The 20,576-nt window shown below is 53.8% G+C and carries 16 protein-coding genes; 10 read left to right on the top strand and 6 right to left on the bottom strand.

Annotated features, from left to right (window positions below; translation table 11 throughout):
* Positions 1-1,376: 1,376 nt before the first annotated feature.
* From D0C27_RS12955 to D0C27_RS12945, 3 genes are all read left to right on the top strand, one after another.
* The gene (locus tag D0C27_RS12955; protein ID WP_035269543.1) at positions 1,377-2,744 is read left to right on the top strand and encodes a diguanylate cyclase; all 1,368 of its coding nucleotides are present in this window, start codon (positions 1,377-1,379) and stop codon (positions 2,742-2,744) included.
* A 220-nt stretch (positions 2,745-2,964) separates the two neighbouring features.
* On the top strand, positions 2,965-3,813 hold the full coding sequence (gene asd, locus D0C27_RS12950; protein WP_009458320.1) for an archaetidylserine decarboxylase: 849 nt from the start codon (positions 2,965-2,967) through the stop codon (positions 3,811-3,813).
* A 197-nt stretch (positions 3,814-4,010) separates the two neighbouring features.
* Complete coding sequence (locus tag D0C27_RS12945) at positions 4,011-5,012, top strand: DUF4105 domain-containing protein (protein WP_170978580.1); 1,002 nt, start codon at positions 4,011-4,013, stop codon at positions 5,010-5,012.
* Between the two features lie 217 nt (positions 5,013-5,229).
* Here D0C27_RS12945 and D0C27_RS12940 read toward each other — a convergent pair whose 3' ends face one another.
* Entirely contained in the window at positions 5,230-6,147 is a 918-nt protein-coding gene (locus tag D0C27_RS12940) for a pyridoxal-phosphate dependent enzyme (protein WP_137431127.1), read from the bottom strand.
* Between the two features lie 562 nt (positions 6,148-6,709).
* Here D0C27_RS12940 and D0C27_RS12935 point away from each other — a divergent pair.
* The 4 genes from D0C27_RS12935 to D0C27_RS12920 all read left to right on the top strand — a co-directional run bounded on the left by D0C27_RS12935 (position 6,710) and on the right by D0C27_RS12920 (position 10,338).
* The gene (locus tag D0C27_RS12935; protein ID WP_021447165.1) at positions 6,710-7,063 is read left to right on the top strand and encodes a MarR family transcriptional regulator; all 354 of its coding nucleotides are present in this window, start codon (positions 6,710-6,712) and stop codon (positions 7,061-7,063) included.
* A 270-nt stretch (positions 7,064-7,333) separates the two neighbouring features.
* Positions 7,334-8,122 (top strand): PhzF family phenazine biosynthesis protein, encoded by a 789-nt coding sequence (locus D0C27_RS12930; protein WP_060186807.1) that lies wholly within the window; start codon positions 7,334-7,336, stop codon positions 8,120-8,122.
* A 157-nt stretch (positions 8,123-8,279) separates the two neighbouring features.
* Entirely contained in the window at positions 8,280-9,305 is a 1,026-nt protein-coding gene (locus D0C27_RS12925) for a hypothetical protein (RefSeq protein ID WP_137431126.1), read from the top strand.
* Between the two features lie 280 nt (positions 9,306-9,585).
* A complete protein-coding gene (locus tag D0C27_RS12920) occupies positions 9,586-10,338 on the top strand; it encodes a DUF4880 domain-containing protein (protein WP_035269538.1) in 753 nt (250 codons plus the stop codon).
* Between the two features lie 27 nt (positions 10,339-10,365).
* Here the strand turns inward: D0C27_RS12920 and D0C27_RS12915 are convergent, their stop codons facing one another.
* Positions 10,366-13,668, bottom strand: a complete 3,303-nt coding sequence (locus D0C27_RS12915; RefSeq protein WP_137431125.1) for an autotransporter outer membrane beta-barrel domain-containing protein — start codon at positions 13,666-13,668, stop codon at positions 10,366-10,368.
* A 231-nt stretch (positions 13,669-13,899) separates the two neighbouring features.
* Between D0C27_RS12915 and D0C27_RS12910 the strand changes: the two genes are divergently transcribed.
* Entirely contained in the window at positions 13,900-14,370 is a 471-nt protein-coding gene (locus tag D0C27_RS12910) for a hypothetical protein (RefSeq protein ID WP_230940663.1), read from the top strand.
* Between the two features lie 126 nt (positions 14,371-14,496).
* Here D0C27_RS12910 and D0C27_RS12905 read toward each other — a convergent pair whose 3' ends face one another.
* The 4 genes from D0C27_RS12905 to D0C27_RS12890 all read right to left on the bottom strand — a co-directional run bounded on the left by D0C27_RS12905 (position 14,497) and on the right by D0C27_RS12890 (position 18,265).
* Complete coding sequence (locus D0C27_RS12905; protein WP_137431124.1) at positions 14,497-14,886, bottom strand: DUF6180 family protein; 390 nt, start codon at positions 14,884-14,886, stop codon at positions 14,497-14,499.
* Between the two features lie 189 nt (positions 14,887-15,075).
* A complete protein-coding gene (dinD, locus tag D0C27_RS12900) occupies positions 15,076-15,951 on the bottom strand; it encodes a DNA damage-inducible protein D (RefSeq protein ID WP_137431123.1) in 876 nt (291 codons plus the stop codon).
* A 101-nt stretch (positions 15,952-16,052) separates the two neighbouring features.
* Positions 16,053-17,426 (bottom strand): tRNA uridine-5-carboxymethylaminomethyl(34) synthesis GTPase MnmE, encoded by a 1,374-nt coding sequence (mnmE, locus tag D0C27_RS12895; RefSeq protein ID WP_115634657.1) that lies wholly within the window; start codon positions 17,424-17,426, stop codon positions 16,053-16,055.
* A 236-nt stretch (positions 17,427-17,662) separates the two neighbouring features.
* A complete protein-coding gene (locus D0C27_RS12890) occupies positions 17,663-18,265 on the bottom strand; it encodes a helix-turn-helix domain-containing protein (RefSeq protein WP_022983402.1) in 603 nt (200 codons plus the stop codon).
* A 109-nt stretch (positions 18,266-18,374) separates the two neighbouring features.
* Between D0C27_RS12890 and argE the strand changes: the two genes are divergently transcribed.
* Positions 18,375-19,571, top strand: a complete 1,197-nt coding sequence (gene argE / locus D0C27_RS12885) for an acetylornithine deacetylase (RefSeq protein WP_115634659.1) — start codon at positions 18,375-18,377, stop codon at positions 19,569-19,571.
* 30 nt (positions 19,572-19,601) lie between these two features.
* Positions 19,602-20,576 carry a threonine ammonia-lyase gene (locus D0C27_RS12880; protein WP_115634661.1) on the top strand — a complete coding sequence of 325 codons (975 nt, stop codon included), beginning with the start codon at positions 19,602-19,604 and terminating at the stop codon, positions 20,574-20,576.

The raw sequence follows: 20,576 nt of genomic DNA, 5'->3' as shown, positions 1-20,576 counted from the left end.
TATTGACCACTTTCGCCTGTGCACCACCCCGTTGGAGTCGGTGGACCGAAACTGGACAAAATTTGAGGCCCGGCCAGACAGGCAACTTATCCCCCTTTCATCCACAGCAGGTCCACAGCAGGCCTTCTTGGAGCTTATCCACAGGGGGCCAGAGCCAGTAGCTGCCTTAAATATAGCTTTTTTGCCCCGTTCTTGACCGATTTTCTGGCCGAACTTCGCCTGTTTGGGAGACCAGGGTGGGCGGATGCAGGTGTTCTCATGAACCCGGTTTTGGGATACGGATTAAGCCTTTATAATATCCACAAATTATTCACTTTCTTATTAAGCGCTTATTTCAACCAGTTCTATATTTCCATTTTTGGTTTAATCTGTTTTGTTAATAAGATTGTGGATTTCTTTTTTATCCAGACCTGTGGATAAGTCGACTCATCACGACCGTAATTTGTTTTCTTTATCTAACAAACCCTTGTTTTTGTGATTCACTGAGCGTGGTTTGTTTTTGCTCCCAATCTTTATTTTTATTCAATTGATAAATTTCTAATAATAAAATTATTATTTTTATTTTTTCTGAATTATTTTTCTTGTTTGTTTTTTATAAATAAGAATATTTCCTGATTTTTATGTTTTTTCAAGAAAATAGAAATTAATCAATGCTCTGGGTTTGTTTTTATCCATGATTCAGAATTTTTATTTAGAGATTTCTTAATTCCTTTCTGTATTTATTGGATAAAGCTTGCTTGCCGCAGGTTGATAAAAATAGCTTGAGCAGAGTAAAAACATTGAAAGATCAGGGTTGATGCTGAAACCTATGCCGACCCGACCCGACCCGACCCGACCCGACCCGACCCGACCCGACCCGACTGCGGCGGCCAGGCTGTTCGGCGGAAATCTGGGTGTTTGCTTAGTATTGGATATAAACCCAGTCCCATGTGCCCGTTTCTCGGCACTCCCTCCCCTGCCCAAGCACTAGCACGCTTTATTGATCGTTCTCTGTCCGGATGCCAAACGTGGCTTTTTGGCGATAGTGGGCAATTCGTTTTGTCAGCTATCTACTTTGATAGGACAATCTGCTCACCGTGGAACTTTCGAGGCGTTTGGGACGACAAAGCCGTAGGTTTGAATCGCAAATTGCTGCCAAGGTGAGGCGAAACCGGCACTTACTCCAGTACATGGACAACGTATTTCTGCCTTGGCCCGTGGAATCACCCACTTATCTTTAAGGGGTATGTTTTTTCCTTGTGGGCAGCAAGGGTATTCTCCTGCTAGCCCGTGGCTTGTATCGCTATAAGAAATAGCGCGAAATCTCCCCTCATGTAACAATTGCCGCCAAGGCTGTTTAATCCTTAAGTATCGTCTCGCTACTCTCCCTGTACTTCATGTCTCAACCGAATATCGAAGAAGCCGCTCAGGACTGGCACGGCTTGCTCCAGAAAGTGCCCCTGGCGGTCCGTGCTCATGTGCTGACTATCACTCAAGATAACCAGGACGAGCTTGCGACCCACTTTTATACGCATATGCTCAAGCACCCTGCCGCACAGGTGTATCTCTCGCATGATCAGGTACATAAGCGCTTGCATCGCTCCTTGCGCAGTTGGTTGGTACAGCTGTTTTCGGTGGATGAACACAGTGATATGCAAGATCAGGTCAAGCTGCAAAATCAGGTTGGCGAGGTCCATGCTCGGGTTGGGGTGCCGGTTCACCTGGTGCTGCGTGGTGCACGCTTGCTCAAGGGGCGTTACGCCCGCTTCCTGTTTGAATCTTCGACTATTAGTTCCGAGCAGGCCTGGGAGTGCTATCGCTACATTCAGAACTTCATTGATCTGGCGATGGAACTGATGAGCCATGCTTATGCCAATTCGCGTGAGCGTAAATCCCGTGCCGAAGAGTCCTATCGCCTGTTTGCCATTGTGCAGAACGTGGCGGCCGAGCGTGGCCGACAGCGAGCCGCGCTGCTGGATTGGGAAAATCTTTTCATGTTTGCGATGGCGGTCAACAATGGTGTGACGCCTGCCCCGCGGATTGGAGATTCGGACTTCGGTATCTGGTTCAAGCATAAGGGTGCGCATGCCTTCCAGGGCACGGTAGAGAGTCGTGAGATCCTGGACTTGATGAATCTGATTGATACCGAGCTGATGCCGGCTTTCGAGCAAGGGGACGCGAAAGGACAGGTTCTACGCTTGCATGAGCTGCGTGATCGAACCCGAGCCATTGGTTTACACCTGGATCGCTTGTTCGAGCAGCAAAACGAGCTGGAGTCCGGCCGGGACGTGCTGACCCGCCTGTTAAGCCGCAAATACCTGCCTGTCGTGCTTAGCCGTGAAGTGGGCTATGCCCAGCAGCGGGGATCGCGTTTTGCGCTGCTGGCCGTGGATATAGACTTCTTCAAGCGGGTTAATGATACCCATGGCCATGATGCCGGTGATCGTATCTTGCGTCAGTTTGCTGAGCTGCTCAGCAATAGCGCGCGTGCCGGTGATTACGTGTTCCGCCTTGGGGGCGAAGAGTTCCTTCTGGTCTTGGTCGACGTGGATGCGGATGGTGCGATGCGTGCCGCCCGTAATTTGCGTCTTCGTATTCATGCGGAGACCTTCCGGGTTGTGGATGGCGAAAGCATGAATATCACCGCCAGTATTGGCGTGGCCTTGTATGACGGTCACCCGGATTACGAGCGCACGCTGCGCCGGGTTGACCGCGCCTTGTATCAGGCCAAAGAAGAAGGCCGCGACCGGGTTGTCTACGTCTGATGGGACGGGCTTGCCCGCCCTTTTATGTCGTATGGCGGCAACCTGTGCTACAAGTGCGTATTGTTTTGTTCCTGCCAGTGTTTGGTGCCTGATTCCTGACGGTTGCGCGGCCTTTGAAGTGGTGGCCCCGGCCGGATGTGGCGCGTGAAACACAATTACATTGAATGGCATAAACGCTTTGGCCCCAGGCTGAAGCAGGATTTGTTTGCGAGCTGATTTTATGCATCCCCGTTTGGCTGTTCTTCCCCAGTACCTGCTCCCTAAACAGGCTCTGACCCAGTTTCTAGGCGGTTTGGCCTCCAAGCCCATGGGCGGGCGCACGACCTGGGCTATCAAGCGTTTTATCGACCGTTATCAGGTCGACATGAGCGAGGCAGAAAACTCCGACCCAGCCAGCTACGCCACCTTTAACGAGTTTTTTGGTCGAGCTTTGCGTCCGGGGGCCCGCCCTATCGCGGAGACGGCCTTGGTCAGCCCGGTTGATGGTGCCATCAGCCAGTTGGGGCCTATCCAGGGTGCCGAGGTGTTCCAGGCGAAGGGGCATAGTTACTCGACGACGGCTTTGGTAGGCGGAGACGCTCAGGAGGCTGCCCGCTATCAGGATGGGCTGTTTGCGACCCTGTACTTGAGTCCTAGCGACTATCACCGGGTACATATGCCTTGTGCGGGTGTGCTCAAGCGCATGATTCATGTACCGGGCGATTTATTCTCGGTCAATCCGACGACGGCGCGCGGTGTTCCCGGCCTGTTTGCCCGTAATGAACGTGTGGTTTGCTTTTTTGACTCCGAGCAAGGCCCGTTCGTGTTGGTGCTGGTGGGGGCGACGGTGGTGGGCAGTATGGTCACGGTTTGGCATGGTGTGGTAAATGCCTCGCGTGACGGCAAGATCCACGAGTGGAACTACGAAGGTCAGAATATCGCCTTGCAAAAGGGGCAGGAAATGGGCCGATTTCTGCTGGGTTCCACGGTGGTGATGTTGTTCCCCAAAGAAAGCGCCTATCGTTTTGATCCGAGCTGGCAGCCGCAAGGCGTAATCCGCCAAGGTCAAGCGATGGGCTATCAGGGCTAAACCCTGTTTTCTAATGAATAAAACCTGTGTTCAAGTGGACACAGGTTTTTTTTTGTCGTCGGGTCGTCTAAAGGCTCGGCGCCTCCGGCAAAAACTCCCCCTTTGGGGAGGCAGCAAGCCGAAGGCGTTGCGTGGAGCCTTTTTTGACGGTTCAGCGCTTAAAAGTAATCTGTATTCAAGAGGTCTGTGGAGTGAGTATGAAAAGGTGGGGGGCGATGGTGATCAAGATTTTGGTCCTGTTATTGGTCTTGGCGGTAGCGGCCTGGGGCGCGCTGGCACTACAGTTTCAGCTGTCAGCAGGTCTGGGGCGCTGGCTGGCATTGGCTGGCTGGGTCGCGGTGGCTGGATTGAGCCTGTATGCCTTGAGCAAGGGCAAGAACTGGCTCTTTGCACCCCAGGCGTTGGGCTTTCTGGTGCTGGTGGTCTGGTGGAGCAGTATTGCGCCCAGCAACGACCGGGAATGGGCGCCTGATGTGGCCAGAATGAGTTACGGCGAGGTAAATGGTTCAGTAGTGACTCTGCACAATGTGCGTGACTTTAACTGGCGCAGCGAGACCGATTTTGATGAGCATTGGATTAGCCAGGACTACGATCTGCAGACGCTCAAATCGGTAGATATGTTCCTTTCGTACTGGATGGGCCCGGTGATCGCTCATACCCTGGTGTCTTTCGGGTTTGAGGATGGCCGCCATGTGGTGTTTTCGGTAGAAATACGCAAGGAAAAGCACGAGGCATTTTCTGCGATAGGCGGTTTTTTCAAAGAGTTTGAGTTGAGCTTGATTGCGGCAACAGAGCAGGACATTGTGCGTACCCGTAGCAATGCGCGCGGCGAAGACGTGTATATGTACAGCGTGAAGTTGGCGAAACCTGCCATGCAGGCCTTGTTCTTGTCTTATGTGGAGCAGGGCCAGCAATTGCAGACTACTCCTCGTTTCTACAACACCTTGACGGCTAATTGCACCACCATTGTTTATGACATGGTCTCCAGGATTGTGGACGGGATACCGTGGGACTGGCGTGTGTTGGCTTCGGGCTATTTGGCCGAGTATGTGTATGGTCTGAATGCTTTGGCGCCAGGCCATAGTTTCCAGGAACTGAAGCAACTGGGCTACATCAACCCGAGAGCCTTGTCGCAGCAGGAGGGGCAGGATTTTTCTGCTTTGATTCGACAGGATTTGCCTCTCGTAAAGCCTTTTTAAGGCTGTTTTAGGCGCTTTTGTTCCACGTGAAACATATGTTTTACTTGATACGCTCTGAAAATTAGAGCGTATCAGGAATAAAAAGAATAAATAAAAACCCCATCATATGAAAATTATGTGATGGGGTTTTTTAATCCCTGTACCCTGTTTTCCAGATTGCAGATGCGATAGAAAATAATTATTTTTTCCAAATGCGTCAGGGCTGATAACGGACAGTTTAAGGAGTGGCCCGCCACTGCACCAACTGCTCCAGCGTCGTGGTGTTGCCACCACACACAACGACCAGAATGTTGTTGTAGGGAGCCAGGGCCTCATGATCCAGGTAGAGAGTCGACAAAGCCGCGCCACATGCGGGTTCCACCAGAACGCGATGATCGGTCAGAAAGCGCAGGCATGCGCTGACGGCCTGAGCATCGCTGACCTGAACGCAGGTGGTGGGATGAGATTGGCTGATGGCGTAAGCCTGGTCGCAGACGCGTGGTGCAGCCAAGGAGGTGGCAACCCCACTGACTTCGCTAAGTGTGATGTGCTGGCGCTGCCTTACCGACTCGCCCAGGCTGGCGGTGCCCTGGGTTTCTACCGCAATAATCGGGGTTTTGTCCCAACCCTGCTCCCGCAGGCCTTGAGCCACACCGCATAGCAAGCCACCCCCGCCTACAGCCAGCAAGACGGCATCCGGCTGTACGCCCATTTGGGCCACTTCTGCGATCAGGCTGGCATGGCCTTCCCAAAGCAAAGGATCATCAAATGGGTGAATCAGGGCGTCGTCTTCTTGCACCAGGGTCAGCGCATACTCATGAGCTTCCTGCCAGTTCTTGCCGATTACGTGCAGCTCGGCTTTTTCCCGTTGAATCAAGCGTCTGGCGTGTTCGCTAGTGGTTTCGGGGACGACAACAAGGGTGGGCATGGTCAGGCGGCGTCCGGCATAGGCAAGGGCAATTCCGGCATTGCCTCCCGAAGAAATAATAAAGCGCTTCTTTCCTTGCTGGGCATGGTGCTGACACAAGTGGCCAATACCGCGAATTTTGAATGATCCGCTAGGTTGCAGCGCATCCATTTTTAACCAGATTTGTTTGCCAAGCTGCTCGCTCAAGGCGTGTGAAAAAATGAGCGGTGTCTCAAGGTGAAGAATCATTTCTTATCGTTCCAGATTTTATAGTGATCTGAGGGGGCGCGTTGGGCGCTCCGAGCGCTGTTCACCACATTTTATCGGTCTGAAACACGTGTGGCTAAAGATCCTGGGCATGGTTTTGTGACGACCAGGACAAGCGGGCGGAAAATTGTTTGGAAAGGATGCTTATATCATCGGGCCTGGATTTTGTAACTGTTCTTGTTCTCTGCCCTAAGTCCCTTTATTAGCGTTTAATGTGAGGCAGCTTACTAACTAACTACGTGTCTGCACCTACTTACAATTTTGCTTCGTCTGGACTGTAGTGTTCAAGCTAAATCAAGGGCTTATCTGATAAAATTCCAGATAAATCGCCCGACTCAAGACCCCTTTCCGTACGGAATTCAGGCCCGGTCTTAAGCGTTTAATTTTAAGTGCATGATAAGCACCGAAACTCATTCCAATCACTCGGGCCATAAAGCAGTGTTGTTTTTTGCTTTGCCTGGGCGGAATAAAAACAATAATAACCAGAACTTATTTCTAGAAAGGACGCTGTGGTAGCGGTTCTTAAAGGAATAAAGATTTTGTTATGAAAACTGCCACCAGACCTGCTGATATTTATATGCGTTTTTTGCAGCTCGCCGATTCGCTGCATACCCTGCCTTGCTTGCCTTGCCTGGACCCTCTTGAAGAGCGGATCCTGGTGCTGGTTGCCAAGGCATCGAAAGACTGTTTGCGTTTGTCGGTGCGCGATGTCATGGCCGTAGAACGGCTGGGATCGCCCGCGACTATTCATACCCGTCTCAAATCCATGCGCGAGAAAGGCTGGATCGTCCTTAGTGATACGGAGGACACTCGCCGCAAACAAGTGGACTTGAGCCAGGCTGCCCTGCTGCATTTTGATCGTCTTTCCGCCTGTCTTTTAGAGGCGGCAAATGTTTGATTGATCAAATGGCGCGGCCTGGCACCCGTTGTAATTGCTGAACCCGCAAAAAGAAGCGTTTGGCATCAGGTAAATAAGCGGGAAGCGCTCGGGTCCAACTAATGGAATGCAAACAGGCGTTTGCAAAAAGCGCTCGCGTGTCTGGTGCTTAAAAAACGGAAAAGATAGGCGGTATTAAAACAATGCCCCTGTTCCGCGGATTTACCTGCCTTCAAAGAGTCTATTTTTCTATACTGGGGACTCACCTTGAATTCCATGCCTGGAGGCAGAATGCGCTTACCCATCTATCAGCTTGATGCCTTTACTGACACCTTGTTTGCAGGCAATCCTGCCGCCGTGGTGTTGTTGCCCGAGTTCCCTGACGATGCCTTGATGCAGTCGATTGCGCAGGAGAACAATCTTGCCGAAACCGCCTTTCTGGTGCCACAAGGCCAGGACTTTCGCCTGCGCTGGTTCACCCCTACGGTAGAAGTGCCCTTGTGTGGACACGCAACATTGGCCAGCGCCGCCGTTGTGCTGCAGCATGTGCGTCCCCAGGACAGCCAGGTGGTGTTCCATACGCTAAGTGGTGCTTTGACGGTACGTCGTGACCAAGACAGCTATGTCATGGATTTGCCTGTGCGCCCGGTTCACCGTGTGGATGACAATCCTTTGCTGGAGCAAGCCTTGGGCACCAAGATTACGCAACTGTGGCGTAATGACTTCACCCATCTGGCTGTATTGGAAACGGAAGAGCAAGTGCGACAGCTGCAGGTGGATGCGGCAGCCATGCTGGCCAGTGGCTGTGACGGATGCATTGTGACAGCGCCGGGCTCGGGCCAGTTTGATATTGTCAGCCGCTTTTTTGCTCCTGGTCACGGTATTGAGGAAGATCCGGTGACGGGCTCGGCCCATTGTGCTTTGCTGCCGTACTGGGCTCCTATCCTGGGCAAAACTCATTTGCTGGCATATCAGGCTTCTGCCCGTGGTGGTGTACTGGACTGCACCTTAACGGGTGACCGCGTGTTCTTGAAAGGCCAGGCCGTCCTGTATATGGAAGGACACATCCAGATCGCCTGAGACGATGCCAAGCGGTTTAAACGGGCCTGGCGGTGCCGTGCCTGTATTGGTAACGCCCTTCCCTTGTTTTTGCCCGATCAGCACAGTAGTCAGCAAGACAGGCTGTACATTTTTTCGGCCTTCTTTATTGCGACTTTTTATGGTTTTTTGATCTCTTATGATTCCTGTCGCTCCATTTTCTTTGCTGTTTCTGCTGATTATTACGCTCGGGCCGCTTGCCTTAATTATTGTGCTGGTCTGGGTGGTTTTGCTTTTAGTACAGCCACATCGCCGGGAAAACTTTAAGAAAAAACCCTGGCCACGCCTACTGGTTTTGCTTCCTTTGCTTGTATTGGCGCTCTACTACAGTTATTTCCAGTGGGAGGTCTATCAGTTCGATAAACGTCAGGCACAGGAGCTGGCTAGTCGGCAGCATGTTTTAAAAGAGCCTGGCCGTTTTGCCGGAATTGATATGCCAGCCGGAACAGAGCTGGAGTTGAGTGTGTGGGGCGACCCGGACAGCGTGTCCTGGGCTCGTTTCCCGGGGGCGGTCATGGTAGGCAATGCTCCAGTGCTGTCTTTCAAGCGCCCCCGGCCCGATTTGCAGAACTCCAGCTGGAAGCTGCATCTGGCAGGCGATACGGAATTGGAGGGCTGGCAATGTGATGGCAGCCAAGTGCTTGAAATGGAACAAGATTCCATGGCAGAGCACGGTTTTCGTTTTGTCAGCTGCTTTTTGGCTAAAGGGAATCAGATCAGGGGCTGGAGTCCCTATGCGGCGGCTTCCAATATGAATACAGCCCCGGATTTTGTTCTGGATCTACCTGCCGGCACTTTGGTTCAGGCCAGGCCGGATGGGACTTTGTATGTCAACGGTGAGCGGGATCAGGACCGTTGGATGGTACGTGTAGAGGAAGAGGGTTTACAGGTTCAGGCATGGAATCTGCCTTTGGAACGTGCTTATTTCTCAGTCGATAAAAATAAAAATCTGCTTTATCTCTCGCATGCTCAATTGGCTCGAGAATTTCAATTCGGCGGATTTAGTTATCCAGCCGGTACGCGTGTGTCGACGCCCAACTATCGCTTTTACCCGCAGTGGCCACTTTTATTGAGAATGGTATTGCCTGCGGATGGCGAATCGGATCAAAGAAAAGAACAGGTTCATGACCTGCTTAGTGGCCAAATTTTGGACGGATTTCACTAGTTAACGACCTGATTCCGGCTTTTTTTACCTGTAATCTGCAGTTTTTTTGTGGTGAGTGTAATTAAATAAGGCGAATTTGTTTGGAATGGGTCAATTTGAGTTAATGTAAGCATTTGAAGCGAATGTATAAAATAAAAACGTATCGTTTTCAAAGGTGGAATGTAGAGGGTTGGTGGCTGCTGGTTTCGTTTTTTAAGGTTTTGGCCTTGAGCGGAAGAGACAATCCGTCGGACTGAAACCGCCCTATTGCTGGCTTAACTGAACAAGGTTAGATGCCGCTATGACGACATATCAAGGGGAACTGCTGGAGCATACGCAGGCCCACGCACAGGCTGCTTACTGGTTTACTCGCTTGAACTCGGGCGAGGCTACCGCAGCTGAATTACGGGAATTTGAGGATTGGCGCCGTGACAATCCTGAAAATGAACGTTCATATCGATATATTTGCTATTTTTGTGACGCCAGCCTGGATGCGCCCGAGCATGAGATACGCCGTTTATTGGCTGGCTCGGGGGAAAAGCCAGTGTTGCTCAAGCCCTATCACCGTGGTTTGCTGGCGGGTTTTCTGGTGTTGGCCTTGGCGCTGACCGTGTTTTTCTCCTGGCCCGAGCCGGTATTGCGAGAAGAGCACTTGGTATCGGGGGCTCAAATGCTGGAGCAACGGTTTGTCGATGGGGCCGTGCTGCGCTTGGGCCCGGATTCAGCCCTTGAAATCCGTGAATATGAGGACAGATTGAATCTGCAGCTTTTACGTGGACAGGTCACGCTGTTGCTGGCTGATCCCACACCAAAGAGTGTGACGGTCTTTTCCAGCTTTGCGCAGGCCCGCAGTAACAAGGGGCAGTTCTCGGCTTTTCTGGACAGCGATCAAATGAAATTTGCTGTGGATACTGGATCGGTCGAAGTATCTAGCGGGACATGGTGGCGTCGACAGACTCGGGTCTTGATTCCCGGTCAACATATTGATGTGGATCGATGGTCTGGAATGAAGCGGGTTCAACCCGCTCCTGTATCTCCGAATGAGGCCGACTAACAGTCGGCCTCTTACGTTTCGGAGCGTTTAGAACATCCAGTTCAGGAACAATTTACCGTTTATATCGGCACGGCTATCCCCTAATAAACGGGTGCTGGCCGACAGACCTAAACGCAGACGTTCGGATTGCTGCAAGCTGATGCTGGTGCCCAGCGCCAAAGCATGGCTATCTACCCGCGCGTAACGACCATCAAAACTCACGGATTGGGCACTGGCGAAGGCTGCCTCCTGGTTCTGGTTACGGCTTAGCAAAGCCTGCTCCCAAGCAATCGATAAGGACGTTTGCAGTTGGCGATCCTGGCTTAAATTCCAGTTTTGACGCAGGGCCAGGCCAATGGAAGCCTGCAAGGCATTTTGGCGGCTGGCGTCCAGGCGCAGACGGCTGGCGGCATCGCCGCTCTCTTCCAGTCCAGGGCGCCGGTAATGGAGGTAATCCAGAGCCAGAACCGGCCCGATGCTGCCGTTCTCGCCTAGCGCCCAGTTGTAGCCAGTCTGTACACCGAGCGAGAAGGTATGCCCTGTCCAATCCGAGGAGGGACGTGCCTGATAGCCCGCAAAGCTGATGTTGCGGTTCATCTTGCCCTGTTCGATACCCACACGTAGTTGGGCCAAGCCATTCCAGCCTTCCTGGCTGTAGCCACGGTAGCGGGCATGCACCCCCAGGCCCAGACCGGTCAGCTTGCTCTTGGCCTGGAAGGGGGCGTCTACGTTGACGCGCTGCTCGTTGGCATTACCATGCACCCCCAGGCTCCAGTCACTGCCTTCAGCCCGGTGTTCCGCCCCCAGCATTACCCCATAGGTCTCGCTGCGGTGGTCAACATCGTTGTTACCCAGTTGCCAGTGGTAGCGGCCCCCATAGGTCTGGATGAAGCTTTGCCAGCCGCTCTTGTTGATACCGTCGGTTTGGCGCAATTGCTCGGATACCAGTTGTTCGCGACGCAAGGCGGCGGCGGTTTGGGCGGCGTAAGATCCTGCACTTAATTGGTCCAAAGCCAGGCCAATATCGCTGCCATCAGTTCGAGAGAAGTCCATGGCCTGATACACCGCTGCCAGGGACTGATTGCCCGAGGAAGCTTGTGCCAGGCTGGTACCTACCGAGGCTGCATTGGGCGAAGCAGCATATTGCGCATAAGCGTCCTGATTACGGCTGACGGACCAGCCATTGCCGGTACTTTTTACATTCAGGGTGGGGGATGCCAGCGTGGCATTGAGCGCAGCAAACTGCCCTTGTGTCTGGCTGGCAGTGAACACCTTGTCCTGATTCAGTGTCCATCCGTTCTGATACCAGTCTGGCTGCAAGTCCACGTGCAGTTCACCATCCAGCTGAGCCAAGCCTTGCACATCAATATGATCGTTCTGCGTGGTCGAGGCCTCCACCAGAATCCGGCCATCGGCACCTTGGACAAAGTTGCCCTTGATCGTCATGTTCCCGTAGGAATTCCCAGGGCTGAGTGTGCCGTTATTGGTGAAGTTGTATTCAGGGTTGATCGTGAATTCGCTATTGCCGTACAGGGTGGCGCCCTGATCTACTCGCAAGCCATACAGCTCGTGTTGCCCATTCAAGGAAGTTGAGCCCCCGGCAATGACAACAGCCAGATTGTTTTGACCTTTGATATTGCCGTCATAACGCATCTGGAAGTTAGGATCAGCCGCCTTGGTGGCACGACCGTTTTCATCGGCCTTTTGACCGAAGCTGATGCGGGTCAGGAGCAGTTGCTGGTCAGAACCGCGACGGTTGTAGTTCGAGGTGATGTCACCAGTAATTTGTGCGCCCTGCAAGATATTGATGTTTTGCACCCAGGCATTGTCTGCGATATGGATGGCTGCTTTCTGGCCCGACAAGGTGCCGGACAGATCGTAATTGCTGATCAAGGCACCTTGCAAAATGGTCGGTACAGCTTGTAGCCGGCCATCCACTACGACTAGCCAGGAGCCGTGATACTCATCGTCGCTACCCATGGCGTTCTGGCCAAAGTCAAACAGGGCTCCGATGCCATCCTGGCCATCTGCCCGGACCTCACCTTGCTGAACAATATTGTGATGACGACCATAGCTGAATTGCAGGCCGCGGCCATACCAGCCCTGGGCATGAATACGCGTGGCTTCGGGGATAAGGAGAGTGTTTTCGCTACCATCCACACGTACGCCTACGCCTCCTGGCCCGGCTGTCAGTAAATCCGCCGCCTGGGTAATGGTGTTGCGTTCGCCATAAATGTGCAGCCCCAAACCTTGCGTGGCCATATTGTATTGACCGGGCAGGTAGGCCGTGCCGTTTGCATTGCGGGCAAAGTAGCCATTGGTATTGTTCAGGGTGACACCGTCCCCATAGACCGAATAGCCAAAGAAGTTGCGGCGATCAATGCTCAGCCCAATATCCTGCAGGGCGGCAAGCTCGGCTTCCATCAGATTCACATAATTGCGATAGGTCTGATGGCTCATCAAGCTGTTGCGCAGCTCGGTGTGGCTCATGTAGTTGCGATCCACTCCGTATCGCGGTTGGTCATGAACGTTCAGGATGCTGACGGGGATGCCCGGCATGGCGCCATTCAGGACTTCCTGTACATGATCTCCAGTGAAGTAGCCCTTGTCTTCGCGCAGGTCAAAAGCGGCAGGATCATATGGGTTGGTGCAGACCGAGCACAGGATTTTCTGTCCGGGGCTGGGGGCTCGACCCTGGTCATCGCGCAAGCCCAAGGCCCAGGGACTAAGGTCATTCAGGAAAAAGGGATCGGGTGGATCAAAGCTGTTTTCAGGCAGGTTGTCGGTGACTGTATTGCTGATGCCCAAAGCATGCGCCAACTCGTGGAAAATGACTGCGTTGTAGTCCGCCTTGCCAGTTAAGGGCAGTTGGCTTGGATTGACGGGGGCGGTATCCAGATCCAGCTTTCCGACGCTGATAACCGCATCGGGGTTGTTTGGGTCACCCTGGAAGATTCCGTGCAAGCGTGCTTGCAAGGCCGACAGGACGAAGTTGGGATGATCAGGGTTACTTAGTTGGGCACCATAGGCATTGGCGTTCTTGTCATTCATGGTGCCCAGGTTGATCACAGCCGGTGTGTAGCCCGCCGGCAGATTCAGGATTTCGGCCCAGCGCTCCAGTGCGGCACGAATTTTCAGCCGACCATTCTCGTCAATATTCCAGGGGGAAACGCGTGGATTGGATTGATCCGACGTATCGTAACCGCCATCATCCGGCCCATAGATCCGCAGCTCAAAGGCTTGTTGACCTTGTTTGTTCAGAATGAATTCTGTCTCGTAGGCATAAGCGCTGCCGGCCCAGCTCAAGGCCAACAGGGTGTGGCCTAGTAGTGCTTTGATTTTGAAGTCCATGGGGTTCAGATAAAGAGAAGACAATGGTTAGGGGGCACTTTTCGTATAAAAGTAAATAAAAGTGTCTTTTCTTGCTACTTATTTCTGAGCTGTGCCGAACAGCTGAGTAAAAGGCGCAACACTTGTGCACACATCACGGTAAAGAACTACCGGGTTTCAGCCGTAACCCTCTAGGGGATGATGTGTACAAGAGAGGAAAGTATGACCATAGAGATCAGTGGACAGGGTTTAATGCATAGGCAAACTATGCCTGTGGCCGAACCATTAAACGCGTCGGCCATGACGCCCCCTGTGGTACCCGAGCAGGAAGAGTCTGGTTCCATAGACTCATCGGGACGTATCAAGGTGCACCTGTCTCCCATGGGCAAAGATCTGTCGTTGACCAGTCAGCAAGCTCAGAAAAAAGGCCGCGACAAGGACATTGATGACAGCTCTTTGCCTGACGGAGTCAAGGACATACTTAAACGTATCCGCGACCTGAAAGAGCAAATTCAGCAAAAACTGATGGAGTTGCAGCGTATCCAGGCCAGCGACAAAGGTAGTGAAGCGGAAAAGAAACAGGAGCTGGAGCGCGTGCAAGGCGAGCTAACCAGCTTGAACGGTGCTCTGTCCAGTGCCCACGCCATGTTGAACAAGGTTATGGACGACGTTGAGCTGGATGGAGATAGCCGTATGGAAGTGGCAGATTTGTTGATGAAGTAAGAAGCCGTTCGACTGGCTTCGGGAGTCCTTGGGGGCGCGGGTGGTTTGTTCGGGCGCAAGCCTGTATGAACCATTGACTGCGCCCTTTTTTGACTCTGGACAGCCAGGGGCTGCCGTCACTGATGCTCAGGGCTGGTTTGCCACCGTCAAGGCCTGCGTAATTTTGTGGTTGAGCTGATGTGGAGACATCAAATCCGCCGTGACCTGTGCTTTGGTACGAATGATGTAGGCAGTTGAAGGATTCAAATCAATGCAATACACCACCAGCGATCCGCCCCCTAGGGGAGCGGCACCAATATAAACCCCTAACTGTTCGCTGGCTGCCGAGTCATTGCGCTGCTGGTAGCCTTCGCCCGCGGCGGTTTGCTGAACGGTATCCAGGCACTGGGCCACGCTGAGACGGGAGATGGAGCGCTGTTCCGCCTCCAATTCCAGAGGCATCCATTCTTGAGCTTGTGCTGCCCAAGCGCCATGAAGCAAAGCTGCCATCAAAACCCACTTGTTGAGTGTGTGCATGATGTCCTCCCGCAGGAGACGATGGAATGCTCAGCATAGTCCTGATCGATGAGGGCGAGCTTTGATAGGGCTTAATTCAGGGATGAATTTCGGGTTTTTACTGAGGTGGGGGCCTGCTCGCAGTAGTCGGGGTAGGTAAGTATCCGGCCGTCGGCTTGAAGAGGGTTTCAGGCCTTCTTCCTTTAGCTGCTAGTGTGGCTCTTGGTCTTTCTGCTTGTGGGCTGGAAGTTTCCCTGTTTGTTTCAGCAGTTTCTTTTCTTCTGTTTTGACGCGACGTTCCAGCTTTTTAATATCTTCCTCGGCAGGGAGCTGCTCAGGTTGGATACCGCGCTGACCCAGCATATCGCGCACGCTGCGGTTGTTCTGTTCATGCTCGCGGGTGATCGACGTCTCGCCATGTAGCTGCTCTTGCGTGACGTTGTGATTCGTCATTTCCGTGGCGAGGTTCTTGGCGGCAATGGTTAGCGTAGGCAGAAAGTCAGCCAAGGGGCGGGTTTGAATAATGCCGTAGCGGTCTTTCATCATCTGGGTGGTGTGCCCACCAAATAGCGCCGCATCTCCTTTTGATCGGATGCGGCCAAAGCCTTTGGCGTCTACCCCATGTTCATAGAGGTTTTGCGATAGTGTCCTTTCGGACTCGCGAAGGCGTTCGCGGGCATCCAGTCTGGCTTGCAGACGCATGCGATCTTCAATCAGCTCCTGCTTGCGGGTCTGGATGGCGAAGTAGCTTTGAGCAAAGGCAATGGCCGGCTTGCGTGGGTCGCCGTTCTGGGCGATGAGGTAGCAGGCATAGCGGGTGAGCATGATGTCTTCTATTGAACGATCTGCTCCGCTGCCAATCTGGACCATTTTCGTGACGCCACGAAAATGGTCCCCTTCTTCGTAACCCGTTGTTTTACAAGACTCCACCGCCCGATCTATCGCCGTCTTGAAGTTCTCCCAGCGCACATAGCCCAAGGGTTCCATCAAGTCGCGGGCGAACCAGAACTCCACGCCCTCTTCGGGGATGGTGTGGCTCAAGCCGTCGAACTGGTTTGTTAGCTGCGTAATGTCTTGAGATTCCACTTGATGTCTCCGGGTTGTATGACACTTGCCATCATGTCGCCAAAAGCCTTGTCTGGTTCTTGGGCCCGTGCGATGAGACACCGAGGACGTCCAGGCCTGCGTCACTTCCCAATACAAAAACTGGAGAAAATCTCCCCCAGCAAGTCATCGCTGCTGAACTCGCCGGTAATCGAGCACAGATCCAGATGCGCCAAGCGCAGTTCTTCGGCAAACAGATCCAGCACCTGATCGCTGTGTGTGGCGTGTTCCGCAGCCAGGCTCAGGTGGTACTCCGCGCGCTCCAGGGCCCGCAGGTGCCGTTCTCGCGCCAGCCAGGGGGACTCACTGCCGGGGTTCCAGCCTGCGATATCCAGCAAAGTGCGGCGCAGCGTGTCCAGACCGATATCCTTACGGGCAGAAATTGGCAGCACGGTGGCGCCGCTTTCTTGTGCCGGCAAGGCCGCCTGCTGCTCAGCTGTCAGCAAGTCTATCTTGTTATAGACGCGCAGCACGGGTACGTGTGATGGCAGGCGAGTGGTAATGGCACTGTCCAGCTCGTCTTGCGGGTTGCGAGCATCGAGCAGGTGCACGATCACGTTGGCTTTGGCGATTTCGTCCCAGGTACGGGCGATACCGATGCGCTCTACGGTGTCCTCGGTTTCACGCAGACCAGCGGTATCCACAATATGCAGCGGGATGCCATCGATGTGGATCAGCTGCATGACGCGGTCGCGGGTAGTGCCGGCGATGTCGGTCACGATGGCCACATCTTCACCGGCCAGGGCGTTGAGCAGGCTGGATTTGCCCACATTGGGCTGGCCTGCCAGTACAACGTGCAGCCCCTCGCGCAGGATCGCCCCCTGACGCGAATGCTGCAGGATGCGTTCCAGCTCGTCCTGTATACCTTGCAGGGTGGCCGCTGCCTGGTATTTTTCCAGGAAGTCGATTTCTTCTTCGGGGAAATCCAGCGTAGCTTCTACCAGCATGCGCAGGTGAATGATGCGGTCGGCCAGGGCGTTGACGTTGTTGGAAAACACGCCGGACAGGGAGGCGACGGCACTGCGGGCGGCGGCCTCCGAGGAAGCGTCAATCAAGTCGGCCACGGCCTCGGCCTGGGCCAGGTCCAGTCTGTCGTTCAGGAAGGCGCGCTGGGTGAATTCGCCGGGCTCGGCCAGGCGCAGGCCCTGATCTTTACCTGCTTCCAGGCAGCGATCCAGCAGGCGGCGCAGAACAGCCGGGCCGCCGTGGCCCTGCAGCTCCAGCACATCTTCGCCGGTATAAGAATGCGGGCCTTTAAAAAACAGCGCGATGCCCTCGTCGATTGCCTCGCCTTGTGCGTCCTTGAAGGGCAAAAAGTGCGCATGACGCGCTTGCAGCGTGCGGCCAAACAGGGTCTGGATCAGAGCATCAAGCTCCTTGCCGGACACACGGATGACACCAATACCACCCCGGCCGGGGGCGGTGGCAATAGCCACAATAGGGGAAGAACTGGACATGGGCAGATCGATCAAAGAGGCGGAACAGAGCCGTATTGTAATGGAGCAGGTGGATGGTTCGGGCTTGGCACACTAGGCCTGATTGGTATCTGAAATGCTTGTGTTTATATACTGGTGGCCCAGGCTCTTGAGAATCAGGCAGACATCTGGGTTATCTAACCGGGGCCAAAGCAAATAAACAAGCTCTTTGGTATGCCACCAAAGCGTAAAAAGCTAGCTGTCTACGCCTCTTGGGCCTAGTGATTGTTCACACAAACCACCAAGATCTCCACGCTTTCCCCGTGTTCGCACAGGTACAAGTGGCCCAGATTGCTTTTGAAGTAGATGCTGTCGCGCGCCTGCAGCACGTGGCGGCGCCCGTCCTGAAACTGCATGGTCAACTGCCCTTCGATCACAAAAATAAATTCTTCGCCTTCGTGCTGGCTGAAGTCGCTGGCATCGCGTGGTTTACCGGCCAGGACACGCCCGTGCATGGGCGTCATTTTCTTGTTGATCCATTCCGATGCCAGCATGCCATATTCATAACGATGCGCATGGTAGGTCACGGTACGTGAAGCCCGTCCCACCAGAATATCCATGCCGGATTCATTTTGATCGCGAGGCGTCTTGAACAGGTCGGATAAATCCATCTTCAAGGCCCGGCTGACGGCCAGAAATTTTTCGTAGCTCAGGCCAATCAGGCCGCGCTCTGCCTTGGACAGGGTGGACAAAGACACATTGGATAAGCGTGCCAACATGAGCAGGGTCAGGCCCTGTCGTTTGCGTTCATCACGTATGCGCGCCCCCATGGCTGTTTTGCTCAATAAGTTGGGGGCGGTGTTGGCTAAGTCTTTTGTCATAACCTAAAGAAGTAAAAAACCATCTTCTTATAAATAATATTAATTTTCTTATAAGAAAACTCTGTCCTATTGTATAGAACTACACGCTTTACGCTGGGAGAAAGAAGGCATGACTGCGTTGTTTGATCCTACTGCTTATCCCTCTACCTCGGTGGAATGGATACAAAAACTGATTGCTTATGATACGACAAGCCGGGAATCCAACCTGGAACTGATTCATGACGTGCAGGCCTATTTGCAGCAGCAAGGGCTGGAAACTGTGCTGACGCATGACGCCAGCGGCCGCAAGGCCAATCTGTTCGCTACGATTCCGGCTGCCGATGGCACGCGTACGGGTGGCATTGTTTTGTCGGGCCATACTGATGTGGTGCCTGTCGATGGCCAAAACTGGAGCAGTGACCCTTTCAAAGCCGAGATTCGCGACGACCGCCTGTATGGCCGCGGTACTTGCGATATGAAAGGCTTTGTCGGTGTGACTTTGCAATTGGTTCCTGAAATGCTGGCGACCAAGCTGGCCAAACCCATCCACCTGGCTTACTCCTACGACGAAGAAGTCGGTTGTGTCGGCGCGCCCGTCATGATTGATGATCTGGTTCGTCGTGGCGTGAAACCGGAAGGCTGCGTGGTGGGTGAACCCACCAGCATGCGCACCATCGTGGCGCATAAAGGCATTAACGCCTATCGCTGCCGGGTGCACGGTCATGCCGCGCACTCCTCGCTGACCCCTAAGGGTGTGAACGCGATTGAGCATGCGGCACGCATCATCACGGCTATTCGTGATCTGGCCGATGACTACAAGAGCATGGGCCCTTATGACCATGATTTCGACGTGCCCTTCACTACTTTGCAGACCAGTATGATTCGTGGCGGTATCGCCTTGAATACCGTGCCTGACCTCTGCGAGTTTGAATTTGAATATCGCAATCTGCCCGGCGTGGACCCCGAGCCGATCTTGCAGGAAATCCGTGAGTTCATCGACCAGAAAGTCCTGCCTGCCATGCGCCGCGAGCATCCCGATGCTTTGGTGGAGCTGGAAAAGCTGGCCAGCGCCCCCGGCCTGAATCCTGAAGAGCAGGCCGCCATTACCAAGCTGGTGCGTGAACTGACACGGGACGACACGGTGCGCAAAGTGGCCTATGGCACAGAGGCAGGTCTGTTCCAGCAAGCCGGTATCCCTTCGATTATTTGTGGTCCCGGCAATATCGAGCAGGCCCATCGTCCCGACGAATACGTAGAACTGGCGCAAGTGGAGCAGTGCGAGCAGTTCTTGCGCGCTCTGATTCGCAGCCAGGCCGTAGCCTCTTAAAAATAGACAAACAGGTTTCAAGGCAAACCCATGACAACAGAAAAAGTTACCAAGGAAAATGTGGTGCAGGCGCATGAGCGTCTGCGTCCCTATGTGCGCCAGACGCCCGTGTTCGATTACCAGACCGGGCGTCTGGATAGCGCCGTCAATTTCAAGTTTGAGCATTTGCAGGCCTCGGGCACGTTCAAGGCACGCGGTGCTTTCAACAACTTGCTGAGCTTGTCCGAAGAAGCACGCCAGCAAGGGGTGACTTGCGTTTCTGCAGGTAACCACGCCGTGGCCGTGGCCTATGCCGCCCATCAAATGGGGGTGAAAGCCAAGACCGTGATGATCAAGACGGCCAGCCCGGCGCGCGTAGCCCTGTGCCGTGAATATGGGGCCGAGATCATCTTTGCTGACAATGGCGAGCAGGCGTTTGAACTGGTGCGTCAGATAGAGAAGGACGAACAGAAGACCTTCATTCATCCGTTCAGCACCTACCCCACCGTGCTGGGAACCGCCACGCTGGGCTACGAATGGTTGCAGCAAGCGGGCAAGCTGGACGCGGTGCTGGTGCCCATTGGGGGCGGTGGCTTGGCCGCCGGTGTGTCGGCTGCCGTCAAGCTGTGGCAGCCTGATTGCGTGGTTTATGGCATCGAGCCTGTGGGAGCAAACGTCATGGCGCTTAGCCGCCAGGCTGGCGAGCCGCAAAAAATCGGCGCCATGCAGTCCATCGCAGACAGTCTGATGGCTCCGCATACTGACGAGTTCAGCTTCCGTGTGTGTCAGGACAATATCGATACGCTGGTGACCGTCAACGACGACCAGATCCGTGCAGGGATGCACTTCCTGTTCAACGAATTCAAGATGGCCACTGAACCGGCTTGCGCTGTGGCAACGGCTGCCTTGATGTTCCCCTTGCGCAAACATCTGGCCGGGCAACGAGTGGGCGTGTTGTTTTGCGGCTCCAATACGGATACCGACACCTTTATCCGCCATATCACCACGCCACTGGCGCAAGGCTAA

It is taken from the genome of Alcaligenes faecalis, from assembly GCF_005311025.1.
In the GTDB taxonomy this organism is placed as follows: Bacteria; Pseudomonadota; Gammaproteobacteria; order Burkholderiales; family Burkholderiaceae_B; genus Alcaligenes; species Alcaligenes phenolicus.
This window is presented reverse-complemented; position numbering and strand designations above follow the sequence as displayed.

Bases quoted from the DNA above. Each gene is read 5' to 3' on its own strand.
- argE (WP_115634659.1), top strand. From the start codon at position 18,375: ATGACTGCGTTGTTTGATCCTACTGCTTATCCCTCTACCTCGGTGGAA.
- asd (WP_009458320.1), top strand. From the start codon at position 2,965: ATGCATCCCCGTTTGGCTGTTCTTCCCCAGTACCTGCTCCCTAAACAG.
- D0C27_RS12920 (WP_035269538.1), top strand. From the start codon at position 9,586: ATGACGACATATCAAGGGGAACTGCTGGAGCATACGCAGGCCCACGCA.
- D0C27_RS12915 (WP_137431125.1), bottom strand. From the start codon at position 13,668: ATGGACTTCAAAATCAAAGCACTACTAGGCCACACCCTGTTGGCCTTG.
- D0C27_RS12890 (WP_022983402.1), bottom strand. From the start codon at position 18,265: ATGACAAAAGACTTAGCCAACACCGCCCCCAACTTATTGAGCAAAACA.
- D0C27_RS12940 (WP_137431127.1), bottom strand. From the start codon at position 6,147: ATGATTCTTCACCTTGAGACACCGCTCATTTTTTCACACGCCTTGAGC.
- D0C27_RS12905 (WP_137431124.1), bottom strand. From the start codon at position 14,886: ATGCACACACTCAACAAGTGGGTTTTGATGGCAGCTTTGCTTCATGGC.
- D0C27_RS12930 (WP_060186807.1), top strand. From the start codon at position 7,334: ATGCGCTTACCCATCTATCAGCTTGATGCCTTTACTGACACCTTGTTT.
- D0C27_RS12925 (WP_137431126.1), top strand. From the start codon at position 8,280: ATGATTCCTGTCGCTCCATTTTCTTTGCTGTTTCTGCTGATTATTACG.
- mnmE (WP_115634657.1), bottom strand. From the start codon at position 17,426: ATGTCCAGTTCTTCCCCTATTGTGGCTATTGCCACCGCCCCCGGCCGG.
- D0C27_RS12935 (WP_021447165.1), top strand. From the start codon at position 6,710: ATGAAAACTGCCACCAGACCTGCTGATATTTATATGCGTTTTTTGCAG.
- D0C27_RS12910 (WP_230940663.1), top strand. From the start codon at position 13,900: ATGCATAGGCAAACTATGCCTGTGGCCGAACCATTAAACGCGTCGGCC.
- D0C27_RS12945 (WP_170978580.1), top strand. From the start codon at position 4,011: ATGAAAAGGTGGGGGGCGATGGTGATCAAGATTTTGGTCCTGTTATTG.
- D0C27_RS12880 (WP_115634661.1), top strand. From the start codon at position 19,602: ATGACAACAGAAAAAGTTACCAAGGAAAATGTGGTGCAGGCGCATGAG.
- D0C27_RS12955 (WP_035269543.1), top strand. From the start codon at position 1,377: ATGTCTCAACCGAATATCGAAGAAGCCGCTCAGGACTGGCACGGCTTG.